The 14,214-nt window shown below is 76.1% G+C and carries 17 protein-coding genes and 1 riboswitch; of the genes, 10 read left to right on the forward strand and 7 right to left on the reverse strand.

The window, feature by feature from the left end; translation table 11 throughout:
* The 4 genes from MNY60_RS21295 to MNY60_RS21310 all read left to right on the forward strand — a co-directional run.
* A partial coding sequence (locus MNY60_RS21295) for a TRAP transporter TatT component family protein (RefSeq protein ID WP_242361807.1) occupies window positions 1-228 on the forward strand: 228 nt, incomplete at its 5' end.
* 20 nt (window positions 229-248) lie between these two features.
* Window positions 249-1,142 (forward strand): DUF4292 domain-containing protein, encoded by an 894-nt coding sequence (locus MNY60_RS21300; RefSeq protein ID WP_242361809.1) that lies wholly within the window; start codon window positions 249-251, stop codon window positions 1,140-1,142.
* 133 nt (window positions 1,143-1,275) lie between these two features.
* Window positions 1,276-1,923: a MotA/TolQ/ExbB proton channel family protein gene (locus MNY60_RS21305; protein WP_242361810.1), complete on the forward strand. Its 648-nt coding sequence runs from the start codon at window positions 1,276-1,278 to the stop codon at window positions 1,921-1,923.
* A gap of 2 nt (window positions 1,924-1,925) precedes the next feature.
* The gene (locus MNY60_RS21310) at window positions 1,926-2,378 is read left to right on the forward strand and encodes a biopolymer transporter ExbD (RefSeq protein WP_242341503.1); all 453 of its coding nucleotides are present in this window, start codon (window positions 1,926-1,928) and stop codon (window positions 2,376-2,378) included.
* Window positions 2,379-2,439: 61 nt separating this feature from the next.
* Here MNY60_RS21310 and apaG read toward each other — a convergent pair whose 3' ends face one another.
* Window positions 2,440-2,817: a Co2+/Mg2+ efflux protein ApaG gene (apaG, locus tag MNY60_RS21315; RefSeq protein ID WP_242341504.1), complete on the reverse strand. Its 378-nt coding sequence runs from the start codon at window positions 2,815-2,817 to the stop codon at window positions 2,440-2,442.
* Between the two features lie 109 nt (window positions 2,818-2,926).
* Here apaG and MNY60_RS21320 point away from each other — a divergent pair, with 109 nt between their 5' ends.
* Window positions 2,927-3,739, forward strand: coding sequence for a Sir2 family NAD-dependent protein deacetylase (locus MNY60_RS21320; protein ID WP_242341505.1), 813 nt, complete (start codon window positions 2,927-2,929; stop codon window positions 3,737-3,739).
* A 48-nt stretch (window positions 3,740-3,787) separates the two neighbouring features.
* Here MNY60_RS21320 and MNY60_RS21325 read toward each other — a convergent pair whose 3' ends face one another.
* The 4 genes from MNY60_RS21325 to MNY60_RS21340 all read right to left on the reverse strand — a co-directional run bounded on the left by MNY60_RS21325 (window position 3,788) and on the right by MNY60_RS21340 (window position 8,419).
* Entirely contained in the window at window positions 3,788-6,112 is a 2,325-nt protein-coding gene (locus MNY60_RS21325) for a carboxypeptidase-like regulatory domain-containing protein (RefSeq protein WP_242356597.1), read from the reverse strand.
* 194 nt (window positions 6,113-6,306) lie between these two features.
* A complete protein-coding gene (locus MNY60_RS21330) occupies window positions 6,307-7,509 on the reverse strand; it encodes a metallophosphoesterase (RefSeq protein WP_242341243.1) in 1,203 nt (400 codons plus the stop codon).
* A 131-nt stretch (window positions 7,510-7,640) separates the two neighbouring features.
* Window positions 7,641-8,003 (reverse strand): hypothetical protein, encoded by a 363-nt coding sequence (locus MNY60_RS21335; RefSeq protein WP_242341242.1) that lies wholly within the window; start codon window positions 8,001-8,003, stop codon window positions 7,641-7,643.
* A 77-nt stretch (window positions 8,004-8,080) separates the two neighbouring features.
* Window positions 8,081-8,419 (reverse strand): 4a-hydroxytetrahydrobiopterin dehydratase, encoded by a 339-nt coding sequence (locus MNY60_RS21340; RefSeq protein WP_242341241.1) that lies wholly within the window; start codon window positions 8,417-8,419, stop codon window positions 8,081-8,083.
* An 88-nt stretch (window positions 8,420-8,507) separates the two neighbouring features.
* Between MNY60_RS21340 and MNY60_RS21345 the strand changes: the two genes are divergently transcribed.
* Entirely contained in the window at window positions 8,508-8,876 is a 369-nt protein-coding gene (locus MNY60_RS21345) for a DUF423 domain-containing protein (RefSeq protein ID WP_242341240.1), read from the forward strand.
* Between the two features lie 45 nt (window positions 8,877-8,921).
* Here MNY60_RS21345 and MNY60_RS21350 read toward each other — a convergent pair whose 3' ends face one another.
* On the reverse strand, window positions 8,922-9,239 hold the full coding sequence (locus tag MNY60_RS21350; protein WP_242341239.1) for a rhodanese-like domain-containing protein: 318 nt from the start codon (window positions 9,237-9,239) through the stop codon (window positions 8,922-8,924).
* 78 nt (window positions 9,240-9,317) lie between these two features.
* Between MNY60_RS21350 and MNY60_RS21355 the strand changes: the two genes are divergently transcribed.
* Together MNY60_RS21355 and MNY60_RS21360 are read left to right on the forward strand one after the other, a co-directional pair.
* The gene (locus MNY60_RS21355; RefSeq protein WP_242341238.1) at window positions 9,318-10,622 is read left to right on the forward strand and encodes a POT family MFS transporter; all 1,305 of its coding nucleotides are present in this window, start codon (window positions 9,318-9,320) and stop codon (window positions 10,620-10,622) included.
* Between the two features lie 20 nt (window positions 10,623-10,642).
* Complete coding sequence (locus MNY60_RS21360; protein ID WP_242341237.1) at window positions 10,643-12,016, forward strand: POT family MFS transporter; 1,374 nt, start codon at window positions 10,643-10,645, stop codon at window positions 12,014-12,016.
* Here MNY60_RS21360 and MNY60_RS21365 read toward each other — a convergent pair.
* Window positions 11,925-12,842 carry an NAD-dependent epimerase/dehydratase family protein gene (locus tag MNY60_RS21365; RefSeq protein ID WP_242341236.1) on the reverse strand — a complete coding sequence of 306 codons (918 nt, stop codon included), beginning with the start codon at window positions 12,840-12,842 and terminating at the stop codon, window positions 11,925-11,927. The two genes, MNY60_RS21360 and MNY60_RS21365, sit on opposite strands and share 92 nt — an antisense overlap.
* Window positions 12,843-12,942: 100 nt before the next feature.
* Window positions 12,943-13,148, forward strand: a riboswitch (cobalamin riboswitch).
* Here MNY60_RS21365 and MNY60_RS21370 point away from each other — a divergent pair.
* Together MNY60_RS21370 and MNY60_RS21375 are read left to right on the forward strand one after the other, a co-directional pair.
* Entirely contained in the window at window positions 13,149-13,943 is a 795-nt protein-coding gene (locus MNY60_RS21370; RefSeq protein WP_242361812.1) for an energy-coupling factor ABC transporter permease, read from the forward strand. It abuts the riboswitch before it with no gap.
* Window positions 13,940-14,214: hypothetical protein (locus tag MNY60_RS21375; protein WP_374109412.1), on the forward strand; the 275-nt coding region annotated here is incomplete at its 3' end. The genes MNY60_RS21370 and MNY60_RS21375, both read left to right, overlap by 4 nt.

The raw sequence follows: 14,214 nt of genomic DNA on the forward strand, positions 1-14,214 counted from the left end.
CGCGCCCACTTCGAGCGGGCGCGCCAGCTCGCGCCGGACGACCTCCTCGGCCGCGTCGCGGAGGCCGAGACCTACGCTGTGCTCGTGCAGGACGCGGCGCTCTTCGACAAGCTCCTCGCCGAGGTCGTCGGCTCGGACCCCGCCCGCGATCCCGGCCGCGCGCCCGAGAACGCCATCGCGCAGCGCCGCGCGGCCGAGCTGCGCGAGCGCAGGGCGCGCCTCTTCTAGCCCGCCTCCCGGAGACGAGAATGCCCGCAGTCCCCCTCCGACGATCGCGCGGCGCAGCGGCGCTCCTCGCCGCGCTCGCGCTCGTCGCCTGCCACCCGCGCCAGCCGCCGCCGGACCTCTCCCGCGATCCCGGGCCGCTCCTCGCGCAGGTGCGCGCGGCGCAGGCGCAGGTGCAGCGCGTCTCCGGCGAGGCGCGCGTGAAGGTGGAGGCGAAGGGCATGCGTAGCTGGGTGTCGGTGCGCGAGTTCATCGCCGCCGAGAAGCCCGACCGGCTGCACGTCGAGGTGCTCGACTTCTTCGGCAACGTGGGAGCCGTGCTCGTCGCGGAGGGCGGACGCTTCCAGCTCTACGACGCGAAGGAGCGGGTGTTCTACCGGGGCGAGGCGACGCCGGAGAACCTCTCCCGGCTCGTCCCCCTGCCGCTCCCGGCCGAGGACCTCGTCACCTTGCTGTGCGGCTCGGCGCCGCTCCTCGAGACGCCGGTGGACGTCGAGGTCCGCGACGGCGCGCTCGTGCTCTCGCTCGAGGGGAACGGGCGCGCCCAGGACGTCCGCATCGGGGAGGAGGCCGCGGTCGAGCGCGCGAGCATCGTGGCGGTCCCGCCGGGCACCGCCCCCGCCTACTCGGTCGACTTCGACGGCTTCCGGCCGCTCAAAGGTGGCCGCTTCCCCGGCGAGGTGCGGCTCCGCTCCGACGACCCGCGCGTGCGGCTCGACCTGCGCTGGGCCGACGAGATCGAGGTGAACGGCAAGCTCGACGGCGTGCGGTTCTCGCTCGATCCGCCGCGCGGGGCGCGCGTCGTCGAGCTCGATCGCGCGGCCGGGCCGGTGCCGCCGAACCTCTTCCGCGACGGCACGCCGGCCCCGTCGGAGGAGAGGGCGCCCGCCGCGCCCGCGCCGCCACCCGCCCGGTAGCCGGGAGGGGGCGAGCCCTCGATCTGCTCCCTGGCGCCCCACGGAAGTCCGGTCCCGATTAGACTCCCGTCTCCTCGCACGGGAGACCCCTTTGGACACGAGCTTCCTTGGAGTCCTGAAGAGCAGCTGGTCGATGTGGATCATCGGGGCCTGCTCGGTGCTGGCGCTCGCCGTCGCCATCGAGCGCGCCATCGCGCTGTGGGGCTTCGCCGCGAACGCCCGCACGGTCGCCGACGCGGTCCTCCGCGCGCTGCTCCGCGGCGATCTGGACGAGGCGCGGGCGGAGTGCGAGCGCTCCCCGTCTCCCGCCGCCGACGTGTTCCTCGCCGGCCTCGCGGCCGCCGGCCGCCGCGGCCCGCGCGGCGGCGCTCCCGACGAGGACAAGATCGACGCGGCGGTCGAGCGCGAGCGCCAGCAGGTGAACCTGCGCCTCCGCCGCAACGTCTGGGTCCTCGGCACGGTCGGCGCCATCGCGCCGTTCATCGGCCTCTTCGGCACGGTCGTCGGCATCATGCAGGCGTTCCGGCACATGGCCGCCACCGGGCAGGGCGGCTTCACCGTGGTCGCCTCGGGCATCTCCGAGGCGCTCGTCGCGACGGCGGGAGGCATCGCGGTCGCCATCGAGGCGGTGGTCATCTACAACTTCCTGAACGTGCACGTGCAGAAGCTCGCCCTGCAGCTGAAGCTCCTGGTCGAGGAGTTCCTCGAGACGCTCCACGACGCGCTGCCCGCCGCGGCGGCGCGCCCGGCGGCCGAGCCGCGGCCGGCGCGGGAGGCCTGACGATGGCCATCGGCGGGCCGCAGAACGGCAACGGCGACGATCTCGAGACGGCCGGCGGGATCTTCGCCGACATCAACATCACGCCGCTCACCGACATCTTCCTCGTGCTGCTCATCATCTTCATGGTGACCACCACGGCCATCGCGGAGGCGGGACGGGACGAGGGCGGGTTCAAGGTGAACCTGCCGAAGGGCGGCAAGGGCGAGACCACGGCGGTCGCGCGCGACCTCACCGTCGCGGTGCTCGCCGACGGCCGCGTGGTCGTCGGGGGGAAGGTGCAGGACGACGCCGCGCTGCGGCAGTCGTTCGCCGCGGCGCGCGAGCGGAGCCCGGAGACCGTGGTGCTGTTCCAGGCCGACGAGGGCGTGCAGCACGGCCGGGTCGTGGCGGTGATGGAGCTGGCGCGCCAGGAAGGGCTGACGCGGCTCGCGATCGCCACGCGCGCGGGGCAGTAGCCGGCGCGAGCAGGACGCAGGCGCGCCGGCGCGGGAGGCGAGGGGCGCAGCCTCCGTTCGATCAGTTCAGGCGACCGGGCACCACGAGCGGGAACGGCGCGATGCGCGCCTCGAAGCTCGTCCCGTCCGGGCGCTGCATCCGGTAGCTGCCGCGCATCGAGCCGTGCGGCGTCTCGAGCACGCAGAAGCTCGTGTACTCGAACTCCTCGCCCGGCTCGAGGTGCGGCTGCTGGCCGATGACCCCCTCGCCGACGACCTCCTCGCGCTCGCCGTTCGCGTCGGTGATGACCCAGCGGCGCGAGACGAGCTGCGCCGGCTCGCTCCCCCGGTTCGCGACGCGGACGGTGTACGTGAAGAGCCAGCGCCCCGCCTCCGAGCGATCGGGGCGGTAGGTGCCCTGCACCTCGACGCGGATTCCCTGGGTCACGGCGGTCGACACGTGCGAACGTTATAACGGGCGCGCGCGGGCGCGCCAGCACGCTGGGTGAGGCGCGGCGGCCCGGGGTCGACGGTCGAGCGGGCGGGGCGACGGCCCCCGTGGAGATGGAATGGAACCGAAGCTCAAGGCGATCCTCGACGCCGTGCGGGAGGCGGAGGGGCGGGTGGTGGTCCTCACCGGCGCCGGCATCTCGGCGGAGAGCGGCATCCCGACCTTCCGCGGAGCGGAGGGGTACTGGGTGGTCGGCTCGCAGAACTACATGCCGCAGGAGATGGCCACCCACGAGATGTTCGAGCGCTCGCCGGAGGAGGTGTGGCGCTGGTACCTGTACCGCTTCGGCCTCTGCCGGCACGCCCAGCCGAACGCCGGCCACGCCGCGCTCGTGGCGCTCGAGCGCGCGCTCGGCGATCGCTTCACCCTCGTGACCCAGAACATCGACGGGCTCCACCGGCGCGCGGGATCCGACCGGGTCCTCTGCATCCACGGCGACGTGGCCTACGTCCGCTGCGTCGCGGAGTGCGGCGTGGGACGCCTGGAGCTGCCGGCGTTCCCGCCCCGCGCGAAGGACGAGCCGCTCAGCGCGGAGGACCGGGCGCGCCTCGCCTGCCCGGCCTGCGGCGGGTGGCTCCGTCCGCACGTGCTCTGGTTCGACGAGTACTACGACGAGCCGAACTACCGGATGGACAGCGCGCTCCGCGCGACGGAGGCGGCGGACCTCCTGCTCGTCGTCGGGACGAGCGGCGCGACCAACCTGCCGATGCAGATCGGCCGGCTCGTGTTCCAGCGCGGCGCGGCGCTCGTCGACGTGAACCCCGAGGAGAACCCGTTCGCGGCGCTCGCCGAGAGGTCGCAGCGCGGCTTCTTCGCGCGCGGCAGCGCCTGCGAGCGGCTGCCGGAGATCGTGGCGGCGCTCGGCGGGTGAGCGGCGCCGGCCGAGCGGCGCGTCCCGCGACGGGCTCGGACGACGCCGTCAGCGCCCGTCGCGCCCGAGCGCGATCTCGACCTTGCGCGTCTCGCCCGACGCGATGGAGAGCTCGGCCGCGCCGCGCCGCCCGTCGTCCGCGCGCACGGTGAGGCGCACCGGGCCGGTGGGCAGATCGCCGAGCTCGAAGCGGGCGCCCGCGAAGCGGTGCACGTCGGTCGTCCGCCACGCGTTCGCGGAGGGCTGCGAGGCCACCTCCACGACGAGGCTCCGCGGCGCCGCACCCGCCGCCCGCACCACCCCCTCGACCGCGCCGCCGCGCTCGAGCCGAAGCACGACCGAGCCGGCCGCCGGGAGCGTGCCGGTCCACGCGCCGCTCCGGCCGCCGCTGCGCGCGCGCACCGTCACGTTCGCCCCCGCGAGCCCCATCTCCTGCGCGAGCACGACGCGCCCGTCCTCGCCTGCGCTCGTCGCGAGCGCGATCCGCTCGTCGCCCGCGCGCGAGAGCGTCACCACCGCGCCGGGCGACGGCGCGCCGCCCGGCTCGAGGACCGCGACCTCGAGCCCCGCCTCGGCGGAGGCCCGCGCGGCGGCGACGTCGAGGCGCGCGGTCCTGCCCGGCTCGACGCGGGCGAACGCCGGCGCGACGCGCAGGTCGGTGCGCTCCGCGTCGGCGGGCGCCGCGTGGACCCGGTACTCGCCGGCGGGGAGCGCGAGGCGGTAGCCCCCGCTCGCGTCCGCGATCGCGCGCGCCGCCTGCGGGGTGCCGAGCCCCGCCTTCATCGGGACGGCGACGACGGCGGTGCCCGCCGGCGCGGGGCGTCCCGCCTCGCTCACGTGGCCGACGAGCACCCCGGCGTCGGGCAGCTCGAAGTCCGCGCGCGCGGTGCCGCCCGGCGCCACGCGCACCGCGCGCGAGGCGCCGAGGTCGACGCCCTCCTGCCGCGCGACGAGCTCCGCCCGGCCGACCTCCACGCCCTCGATCCGGTAGCGCCCGTCGAAGTCGCTGCGCGCCTCGAGCGCGAGCGCGCCCTCGAGCCCGTCGCCGCGCGCCTCGACGCGCACGCGCGCTCCGGCGAGCGGCCGCCCGCGCGCGTCGCCGACCGCGCCCTCGATGGCGCCCGTGCCCGCGAGCGGGACGCGGAGCGGGAACGTCGCGCCCGCCTCCAGCGTCACGCCGCGCTGGAGCGCGGGGCTCCTGCCGGCCGCGGCGGCGCGCAGGTCGTACTGCCCGGGGGCGAGCGCGGGGATGCGGTAGCGGCCGTCGGCGCCCGCGAGCACGCGCGCGGCGAGCGCGCCGGTCTCGTGCGGCGAGAGCGCCACCTCGGCGCCCGGCACCGGGCGGCCGGAGCCCTCCTCGACCACCTCGCCCGCGAGCGCGGCCGGAGGCCCCAGCACGAGCTCGACTCCGCCGGTCGTCGCGCCGGCCTGCACGGAGACCGGGCCGACCCCGCCGGCGCGCTCGCCCTCGACCGCGGAGAGCCGGTAGCTCCCGGCGGGCACGGCGAGGGTGAAGCGCCCGCTCGCGTCGGAGATGGCCTCGCCGGAGTGATCGCGGGAGGCGCCGCGCACGGTCGCGCGCGCGGAGGGCCGGCCGCTCGCGTCGTGGACGACGCCCTCGATCCGGCCGAGCGGCTCGAGCGCGATGGCGAGCGCGCCTGTGCGCGGCACCGCGACGCGCCTGAGGAGGGCCGGGTGGAGGTCCGCCGCCTCGGCGGCGACGGCGTAGCTCGCGGGTGCGAGCCCCGCGAGCCGGGCGACGCCGGACGCGTCCGCGGTCGCCGTGACCTGCTCCTCCACCGGCGCCGACGGCGGGCCGAACCGCAGCGGGCCTGCGGCAGCCGGGAACGCGACCACGCGCGCAGCGACCGGCCGGCCCTCCGGGCGCGAGGCGACGCGCACCTCCAGCGAGACCGGCTGCTCGAGCGCGACCTCCGCGTGCGTCAGGTCCTCGCCGCGCGGGCGGACGACCTCCGCGTGCGCGGTCCCGAGGCCCGCGGCGCGCACCGCCACGAGGTAGCTGCCCGGGCGCGCGGGGAGCCGGGCGACCCCGGTTCCGTCGGTGCGCGCCACGCCGGCGCGGCGCCACGCGGGCGCGAGCGTGCCCGGCCCAGGCGGCAGCGCGAGGTAGAGGCGGACCTCCGCGCCCGCGAGCGGCGCCTCGCCCGAGGTCGCGAGGAGCTCGAGCTGCCCGTCGGCCGCGGTGGCGGGGGGCTCGGCGGGCGGCGTCACCTCGGGCACGGGCGCCGCGGCGCTCACCGTGGCCGGCACCTGCCGGGCGGGGTGGAACGCGATCCGGCGGACGACGAAGACGCTCACCAGGGCGGCGGCGCCGAACACGAGGACGATCACGGCGACGGAGCGGAAGCGCATTCGAGGGATCCTCCGGGCTGACGCGCCCGAGGTTAGACCGCGGCCGGGGCGGGAGAGACGGCCCTTGCGGGCCCGGGCGCGCGCGCACGGCGCGGACCGGGCGGAGGGCGCGCCTGCGGCCGGCTGGACGCCCGTCCGTCACGCGGGGTGACGTCCCGAGCAACGCAGCGGGCCCCGCGCGGGAGCGCGGCGGGCTAGGTCGTGAGCACGATGCGCGCGATCTCGGGCGGGGAGCCGAGCCGCAGCGGAGGGCCCCAGTAGCCGGTGCCGCGCGAGACGAAGATCTGGCCGGCACGGTCGCCTTCGGCGTGCCGGTGCAGCCCCTTCACGTAGGGCTGCGCCGCCGCGACGAGCAGGTTGAACGGGACGATCTGCCCGCCGTGGGTGTGGCCGGAGAGCTGGAGCTCCACCCCCGCCTGCACCGCCTCGGCGACGCCGCGCGGCTGGTGCGCGAGCAGGACGAGGCCGCGCTCGGGGTCGCGGCCGGCGAGGGCGCGGCGGAGGTCGTTCTCGTGCCCGCCGTTCATCCGCGCCGCGCTCCAGTCGTCGACGCCGGCGAGGTCGATCGACGCACCGGCGTCGCCGACGGTCACGCGCTCGTTGCGGAGCACGCGGACGCCGAGCCGGGGAAGCTCCTCGAGCCACTCCTCGACGCCCGAGTAGTACTCGTGGTTGCCCGTGACGAAGTAGACGCCGTAGCGCGCGCGCAGTCGCCCGAGGTGGGAGATGGCGCGCCCGAGGTCGCGCACGCTGCCGTCCACGAGGTCGCCGGTGATGGCGATGACGTCGGGACGGAGGGCGTTCGTCTGGTCCACCGCGCGGCGCACGTCGCGCTCGCCGATGGTGGGCCCGACGTGGAGATCGGTGAGCTGCGCGATGGTGAGGCCGGAGAGCGTGGGCGGGAGCCGCTCGAGCCGCACCGGCACCTCGGAGATCTCGGCCGGGCCGGTCGCGGCGCGGAAGGCGAGCGCCGCCGCGCCGCCGGTGGCGAGGGCGGCCCCGCCGGCGATCGCGCGCGCCACGAACAGCCGGCGGGCGGGATCCGCGGGCGGGTCGGGGCGCCGGCGGAGCCAGTCTGCGAGGAGCTCGCTGCCGTGCAGCGCGGCGCGGACGGCGTCGATCGCGACGAGCGCGCAGAAGAGCATGAAGGCGAGGCCGAGCCAGCCGAAGGCGACGGCCGGGACGATGCGCGCGAGCGGGCGGGGCGCGGCGCGGAGGGCGACGAGGCCGAGCGGCATCGCGAACGAGAGCACGACGAGCGACACGGTCGCGACGCGGCGCCACGGGTCGGCCATCGCGGTGTCGCGAACCAGGCGGATCCACAGGTACGTGTGCATGCCGCCGAGGACGGCGAGGCTCACGACGACGAAGATCGAGAGGGAGAGAGCGCGGCTCACGGGGGGGTTCTCTAACCCCGCGCGGCCGTCGTCGCCAGCGCGGCGTCGCCGCGGCGCCCGGGCCCCGGAGACGGCGCGGCCCGCGCGCACTCGAGCGCACGGGCCGCGGACGACGGGCGAGCGTGAGGAGGTCAGCGCCAGGCGTAGGCGCGGAGCGCGTCCCAGCGCGCCTCGAGCTCCGCGCGGCGCGACGCGTACCACCGCTCGAACCTGCGGACCTTGCCCGGGCGGCCCGCGTAGCGCGCGTAGAAGTCGGCGCGGGTGTCCTCGAGCTCGCGCAGCTCGCGGCGGATCTCGCGCGCCTCGCGCTCCCGCGGCGACTCCCAGCGCCCGTCCCGGCCCCAGTCGTGGCGCCCGTCGCGACCCCAGTCGGCCGGCGCGGGGCGGGGCGGCGGAAGGCGGTCCTCGTCGCAGGGCTTGGCGAGCGCAGCGGACGGCAGCGCGGCGGCGAGGGCGACGGCGAGGGCGAGCTTCCTCAGGGACAGGGACGTCATGGCTTCCTCCGGTGTCGTGTTACCCCTTCCACCGGAGAGACGGCCCCTCCCTTCCTTCTATTCAGCGCGCGCTCGCCTCACGCGCGCGAGGCGGGGAGTCGATCGAGCTTCGCCGCGAGGATGAAGTCGTTCTCGGACAGCCCGCCGATGGCGTGCGTCCAGAGCGTCACGTCCACCGCGCTGTAGTGGACGGAGAAGTCGGGGTGGTGGCCCTCGTCCTCGGCGAGCTCGGCCATCGCGTTCACGAAGGCGATCGCGTGGCGGAAGTCCTTGAACCGGTAGTGCTTGTGGAGCTGCGTCGCGTCCAGCCGCGCGTCCCAGCCGTCGAGCGAGCGGAGCCCCTCCTCGACCTCGCCCGGGGTCATCTTGGGGATGCCGCCCTCGCAGGGGACGCAGCGCTTCGTCGTGAAGTCCATGCCCGGGAGACCTGCGCCGGGAGGGGCGCTCGCGCAAGGCTTGGGCGGGACGTCCGCGCGCGGGCGGCGTCGGCTATCCTCGCCCGCCATGGAACGGACCTTCCTCGCGCTCGGCGCGATCTCCGCCGCGATCTCCGTCGCGGCCGGCGCGTTCGGCGCGCACGCCCTCAAGACGCGGCTCTCGCCGGACCTCCTCGCAATCTTCGAGACCGGCGCGCGCTACGAGATGTACCACGCGCTCGGCCTCATCGCGGCCGGCTGGGCGGCGGCGCGCCTCGGCGGGGCGGCGCCGGCGTGGGCCGGGTGGCTCTTCGCGCTCGGGACGCTGCTCTTCTCCGGCAGCCTCTACGCGCTCGCGCTCACCGGGGTGCGCGCGCTCGGGGCGGTGACGCCGTTCGGCGGGGTGGCCTTCATCGCGGGCTGGATCGCGCTCGCGCTGTCCGCGCTGCGGCGCTGAGCGGCGGCGCGTGCCGCGCGGCCGACGCGCCGCGCCGCGCCGCCGTCAGGGCGTGCCCTCGAACGGCAGCCCCTCGCGCGCCCAGCGGACTGTGCCTCCGTCCACGCTCGCCGCCCTTGGCGCGCCCGCCCGCTCGGCGAGGGCGGCGGCGGTGAGGCTGCGGGCGCCGTGCGCGCAGATGAAGACGACCGGCCGCCCGTCGACGAGGTGCGCGTTCGGCGCGAGGGCGAGGACGCGGAGCGGGACGTGGCGCGCGCCGGGGATCCGGCCGCGGGACCACTCGTGCGGCTCGCGCACGTCGACGAGGTCGTGCCCGCCCTGCGAGACGAGGGCGTGCGCGTCGGCGGGAGAGAGTCGGGTCATGGCGTCACGGTCTAACCGGCCGACGTCCCCCGCGCAGCCTCGCCTCGGGCCCCCTCCCGTGGCAGAGTCACGCCTCGAATGAGCGCGACCCCCCGGGATCGGTTCCCGCCGTCGATCAAGTTCCTCGCCTGGAACGAGGCTGCCGAGCGGTTCTCCTACTACGGCATGACCTCCGTCCTCGCCCTCTACATGGCGAGGAACCTCGGGCTCCCCGAGCACCGCGCCATCGCCGGCTTCCAGGTGTTCACCGCGGCCGTGTACCTGATGCCGCTCGCGGGGGCGCTCCTCGCCGACTGGGTGCTCGGCCGCTACCGCACGATCCTGTGGCTCTCGTTCGGCTACGTCGCCGGCCACGCGACGCTCGCGGTGTGGGAGAGCGGCACCGGCCTCGTGGTGGGCCTCGGCCTCATCGCCATCGGCGCGGGCGGCATCAAGCCGTGCGCCTCCGCGTTCGCGGGCGACCAGATCCCGCCCGGCCAGGAGGGGCTCCTCGCGCGCCTGTACGACCTCTACTACTGGATGATCAACCTCGGCTCGACGGTCGGGACGCTCGTCATCCCGCTGCTGCTCGACCGCGTGAGCCCGCGCGTCGCGTTCGGCGTGCCGGGCCTCGCCATGGCGGCCGCGCTCCTCGTGTTCTGGCTCGGTCGCGGCAAGTACGTGCACGCGCCGCCGCTGCGCAGCGCGCCGCCGCCCGCGCCGGGCGAGGCGGCCGAGGCGCCGGCCCGCGCGGCGCTCCTGCGCATCATGGCGATCTTCGCGCCGGTGGCGGCGTTCTGGGCGCTCTTCTTCCAGTACGGCTCGTCGTGGACGCTGCAGGCCGACCGCATGCGGCGCGACGTGCTCGGCTTCCACGTCGCCTCCGGCCAGGTGCAGACGCTCGACGCCGCCTTCGTCCTCACGCTCATCCCGGTGTTCGCGGTGTTCGTCTATCCGGCGCTCGAGCGGCGCGGGGTGCGCGTGACGGCGCTGCGCAAGATGACGGTGGGGATGTTCGTCACGGTGCTCTCGTTCGTGGCCGCGGCGCTCGTCGAGGCGCGCCTCGGCGAGGCCGGGGCGCCGCCGCACGTCGTCTGGCAGGTGCCCCAGTACCTGTTCCTCACCATCGGCGAGGTGCTCGTGTCGGTCACCGCGCTCGAGTTCGCCTACGCGGAGTCGCCGAAGCGGCTGAAGAGCGTGGTGATGGGCCTGTGGTACCTCACCATCGCCTCGGGCTCGATCCTCACGGCGGTCGTCGCCTGGGTGAACCGCTTCCAGGGCGTGGCCTACTACGCGTTCTTCGCGGTCCTCATGCTGGGCGCCGCGGTGGTCTTCGCGCTCGTCGCCTGGTGGTACCCGGCCGCGCCGGCGCGGCGCGGCGCGGCGTCCGGGGTCGCCGCCTGATCCCGGAGCCCGAGACGGACATGGCCCACGCCGAGCGCTATCCGCCCCAGGTCAAGTACATCGTCGGCAACGAGCTCTGCGAGCGCTTCTCGTTCTACGGGATGCGCTCGATCCTGACGCTCTACATGATCCAGTACCTGCTGCTCGCGCAGCAGGACGCGAAGGCCTACTTCCACTACTTCGTGATGGCGAACTACCTCACGCCGCTCGTCGGCGGGTGGATCGCCGACCGGTTCTGGGGGCGCTACCGCACGATCCTCTGGATCTCGCTCGGCTACGTGGCCGGGCACGCGGTGCTCGCCGTCTGGGAGACGCCCGCGGGCCTCCTCGCCGGCCTCTCGCTCATCGCGCTCGGCGCGGGCGGCATCAAGCCGTGCGTCTCGGCGTTCGTCGGCGATCAGTTCGGGCCGGCCCAGCAGACGCTCATGCAGCGGGTGTACGGGTGGTTCTACTGGTCCATCAACCTCGGCTCGGCCTCGGCGAACCTGCTCATCCCGTGGCTGCTGAAGCGCCACGGGGCGCCGGTCGCGTTCGCCGTCCCGGGCGTGCTGATGGCGCTCTCGCTCCTCGTCTTCTGGGCGGGGACGAAGCACTACGTGCAGGCGCCGCCCTCCGGCCCGAACCCGCACGGCTTCCTGCGCGTCGTGGCGCGCGCCGTGCGCCGCCTCGGCACCGGCCGCGCCGGCGAGCACTGGCTGGAGGGCGCGCGAGACGCGCACCCGCCGGAGGCGATCGCGGGCGCGAGGGCGGTCTTCCGCATCATGGGGGTGTTCTCGGCGGTGACGATCTTCTGGGCGCTCTTCGACCAGAAGGCGTCGTCGTGGGTCATCCAGGCGAGCCAGATGGACCTCGTCGTCCGCGGCTTCGAGATGTCGCCGGCGCAGCTCCAGGCGGCGAACCCGTTCCTCGTCATGACGCTCATCCCGCTCTTCACGTGGGGAGTGTTCCCCCTCCTCGAGCGGCGCGGCCTCGAGCTCACCCCGCTCAAGAAGATGACGGCGGGGATGTTCGTCACCGCGCTCTCGTTCGGCGCGGCGGCGATCGTGCAGACCTTCGTCGATCGCGGCGGCGCGCCGCCGAGCGCGCTCTGGCAGCTGCCGCAGTACGTGCTCCTCACGGTCGGAGAAGTGCTCGTCTCGGTGACCGGCCTCGAGTTCAGCTACACGCAGGCGCCGCGGGCGATGCGGAGCACGATCATGTCGCTCTGGTTCCTCGCGATCGCGCTCGGGAACCTGCTCACCGCCGTCTTCACGCGCCTCGTCTCGCTGCAGGGGGCCGCGTACTTCTGGGTCTTCGCCGGCCTCATGCTCGCCGCCGCGCTCGCGTTCCGCGAGGTCGCGCGGCGGTACCGCCCCGTGCCGGCGGCGGTCGACGTGGTGGCGGCGGAGGGGTGAGCGGCGCCGCGATCGAGGCGACGACACCCTCGCGATAGGACGGGTACGCGAGCGCGACGCCGAGCGCCTCGAACGCGGCCCGTCCGTCGACACGGCGACCGCCGTGCGGTCCCGGGATCCTGTCGGGCAGCGCGGGGGGGACGAGGCCGAGCGAGGCGCAGAACGCGGCCACCTCGCGCGCGCTCGCCGGCGACGAGTCCGCCGCGGGGTACGCGCCCGTGAGCCCGGAGGCGAGCGCGGCCTCGCAGAGCGCCGCGAGGTCGTCGACGTGGATGCGCGACACGACGCGATCAGGATCGCCGCCGCGCCGTGGCGCGGCCCCCGCGCGCGCATGCAGCCCGCGGCCGGGGCCATAGATCGCCGAGGCACGGAGGACCAGCGAAGACCACGGCCCCCGCGCGACGCCCCGCTCGGCGTCGAGCCGAAGCGCTCCCTCGTGAGTGCGCGGCGCCGCAGCGGTCTCGGCGTCGACGTCGCGCTGCCCGCCGTAGACCGAGGTCGACGAGAGGTACACGACGCGCCCGGGCGGCGAGAGCGTGGCGAGCAGGGCCGCCGTCGCGTCCCCCCGCACGCCGAGGCGCTCGAGCGGCGGCACCGAGAGCAGCACGGCGAAGCCGGGCGTGAGCCGGGCCGCCGCGGACGCAACGCCTCCCCACGAGGCGGGCCGGGCCGCGTCGAACGCAACCACCGTCGCGCCGCGCTCCGCGAGGGACGCGAGCGTCTCTTCGTCGCGAGCCGCCGCGACGACGGACACACCGTGCGCGAGCAGGCGTGCGGCGACGTGACGCCCAGTGTACCCACACCCGAGGATCAGCACCTCTCGCACCGACCGAGGATAACCCCCCGCGCTCGGCGCGGGAGTTCCTGAGCGTTGGCGAGACGATGCGCGGAGGCGCTTGACACCGCGGGCGGCGGGACGCTACGAGGCGAGGACAAGATGCTCGGGTGCCCGTCGAGGGCATAACAGGGAAGCCGGTGAGAATCCGGCGCGGTCCCGCCACTGTGAGTGGGGAGCCGCTCTCGTGAGCCACTCGGTCCAGCGGACCGGGGAAGGCGAGAGCGGCGTGAGAGGGGAAGGTGTTCCCCTCCGAACCCATGAGCCAGGAGACCTACCCGAGCTGGCGAGGACGCCATGCCGCAAGGCTGCCGTCCCGCGGGCGCGGAGATCGCCCGCTGGGACCCCGACATCCGGACCGTCTCGCGTCGTGCCGCGCCGGCGCTCGCCGCGGCGGCGCTCGCGTGGCCCGCCTCCGCGCGCGCGATGCACCTCGCCGACGGCGTCCTGCCGCCCGCGCAGGCGGTGCTCTGGTTCTGCGCCTGCGCACCGTTCGTGGCGGCGGCGTTCGCCGCGTGGCGCCGGGCCGGAGACGACCGGCTCGCGCGGCCGCTCATCGCGACCGCCGCCGCGCTCGTGCTCGCGCTCTCGAGCGTCGAGATCCCCCTCCCGCTCGGCACGTCGGCGCACGCGTGTGGCGTCGGGCTCGCCGCGATCCTGCTCGGCGCCCGCCGCGCGATCCTCGCCGCGCTCGCGGCCGTCGTGCTCCAGGCGTTCCTGCTCGGCCACGGCGGCGTGACCGCGATCGGCGCCGACCTCGCGTCGATGGGGATCGCCGGCGCGCTCGCCGCGCACGCCGCGTTTCGCGGGCTACGCGCCGCGCGCCTTCCTCTCGCGCTCGCTGCAGCCGCGAGCGCCCTCGCCGCGAGCGTCGCGACCTACGCGCTCGCCTCGCTCCAGCTCGCGCTCGCGCTCTCGGCGCCCGGCGCGTTCCGGACCACGCTCCTCGGCGTAGCGGCGACGTACGCGCCCGCCGAGCTCCCCATGGCGGCCCTCGAGGCCGCCGCCACCGCCGCCGCGGGCGCGTTCCTCGCCCGCCGCCGCCCCGATCTCGCGGCGGACCTCGGCCTCGCGCCCGCGGGGGGGCCGTGAGCCGCGATCCGCGCCTTCGCCTGGCCCTCGGGCTCGCCGCGCTGGCCCTCGTGGCCGCGGTCCCGCATCCCGGCCCCGCGCTCGCCGTGGCGGCGGTCGCGCTCGCGTCCGTCGGCGCGCGCGGAGGCCGCCTCGGGCGGCTCGTGCTCGCGCCCGTGTTGCTCGGCGCGGTGACCGCCTCGGCGGCCGCGCTCGCGCCGCGCGCCGCTCCGGACGCGACCGCGCGCGGGCTCCTCGTCGCCGCGCGGGGCCTCGCGGGCGGCGCGGGCGG

This window comes from Anaeromyxobacter sp. SG17 (genome assembly GCF_022690695.1).
Taxonomy (GTDB): Bacteria; Myxococcota; Myxococcia; order Myxococcales; family Anaeromyxobacteraceae; genus Anaeromyxobacter; species Anaeromyxobacter soli.

Bases quoted from the DNA above. Each gene is read 5' to 3' on its own strand.
- MNY60_RS21300 (WP_242361809.1), top strand. From the start codon at position 249: ATGCCCGCAGTCCCCCTCCGACGATCGCGCGGCGCAGCGGCGCTCCTC.
- MNY60_RS21305 (WP_242361810.1), top strand. From the start codon at position 1,276: ATGTGGATCATCGGGGCCTGCTCGGTGCTGGCGCTCGCCGTCGCCATC.
- MNY60_RS21310 (WP_242341503.1), top strand. From the start codon at position 1,926: ATGGCCATCGGCGGGCCGCAGAACGGCAACGGCGACGATCTCGAGACG.
- MNY60_RS21320 (WP_242341505.1), top strand. From the start codon at position 2,927: ATGGAACCGAAGCTCAAGGCGATCCTCGACGCCGTGCGGGAGGCGGAG.
- MNY60_RS21325 (WP_242356597.1), bottom strand. From the start codon at position 6,112: ATGCGCTTCCGCTCCGTCGCCGTGATCGTCCTCGTGTTCGGCGCCGCC.
- MNY60_RS21335 (WP_242341242.1), bottom strand. From the start codon at position 8,003: ATGACGTCCCTGTCCCTGAGGAAGCTCGCCCTCGCCGTCGCCCTCGCC.
- MNY60_RS21340 (WP_242341241.1), bottom strand. From the start codon at position 8,419: ATGGACTTCACGACGAAGCGCTGCGTCCCCTGCGAGGGCGGCATCCCC.
- MNY60_RS21345 (WP_242341240.1), top strand. From the start codon at position 8,508: ATGGAACGGACCTTCCTCGCGCTCGGCGCGATCTCCGCCGCGATCTCC.
- MNY60_RS21350 (WP_242341239.1), bottom strand. From the start codon at position 9,239: ATGACCCGACTCTCTCCCGCCGACGCGCACGCCCTCGTCTCGCAGGGC.
- MNY60_RS21355 (WP_242341238.1), top strand. From the start codon at position 9,318: ATGAGCGCGACCCCCCGGGATCGGTTCCCGCCGTCGATCAAGTTCCTC.
- MNY60_RS21360 (WP_242341237.1), top strand. From the start codon at position 10,643: ATGGCCCACGCCGAGCGCTATCCGCCCCAGGTCAAGTACATCGTCGGC.
- MNY60_RS21370 (WP_242361812.1), top strand. From the start codon at position 13,149: ATGCCGCAAGGCTGCCGTCCCGCGGGCGCGGAGATCGCCCGCTGGGAC.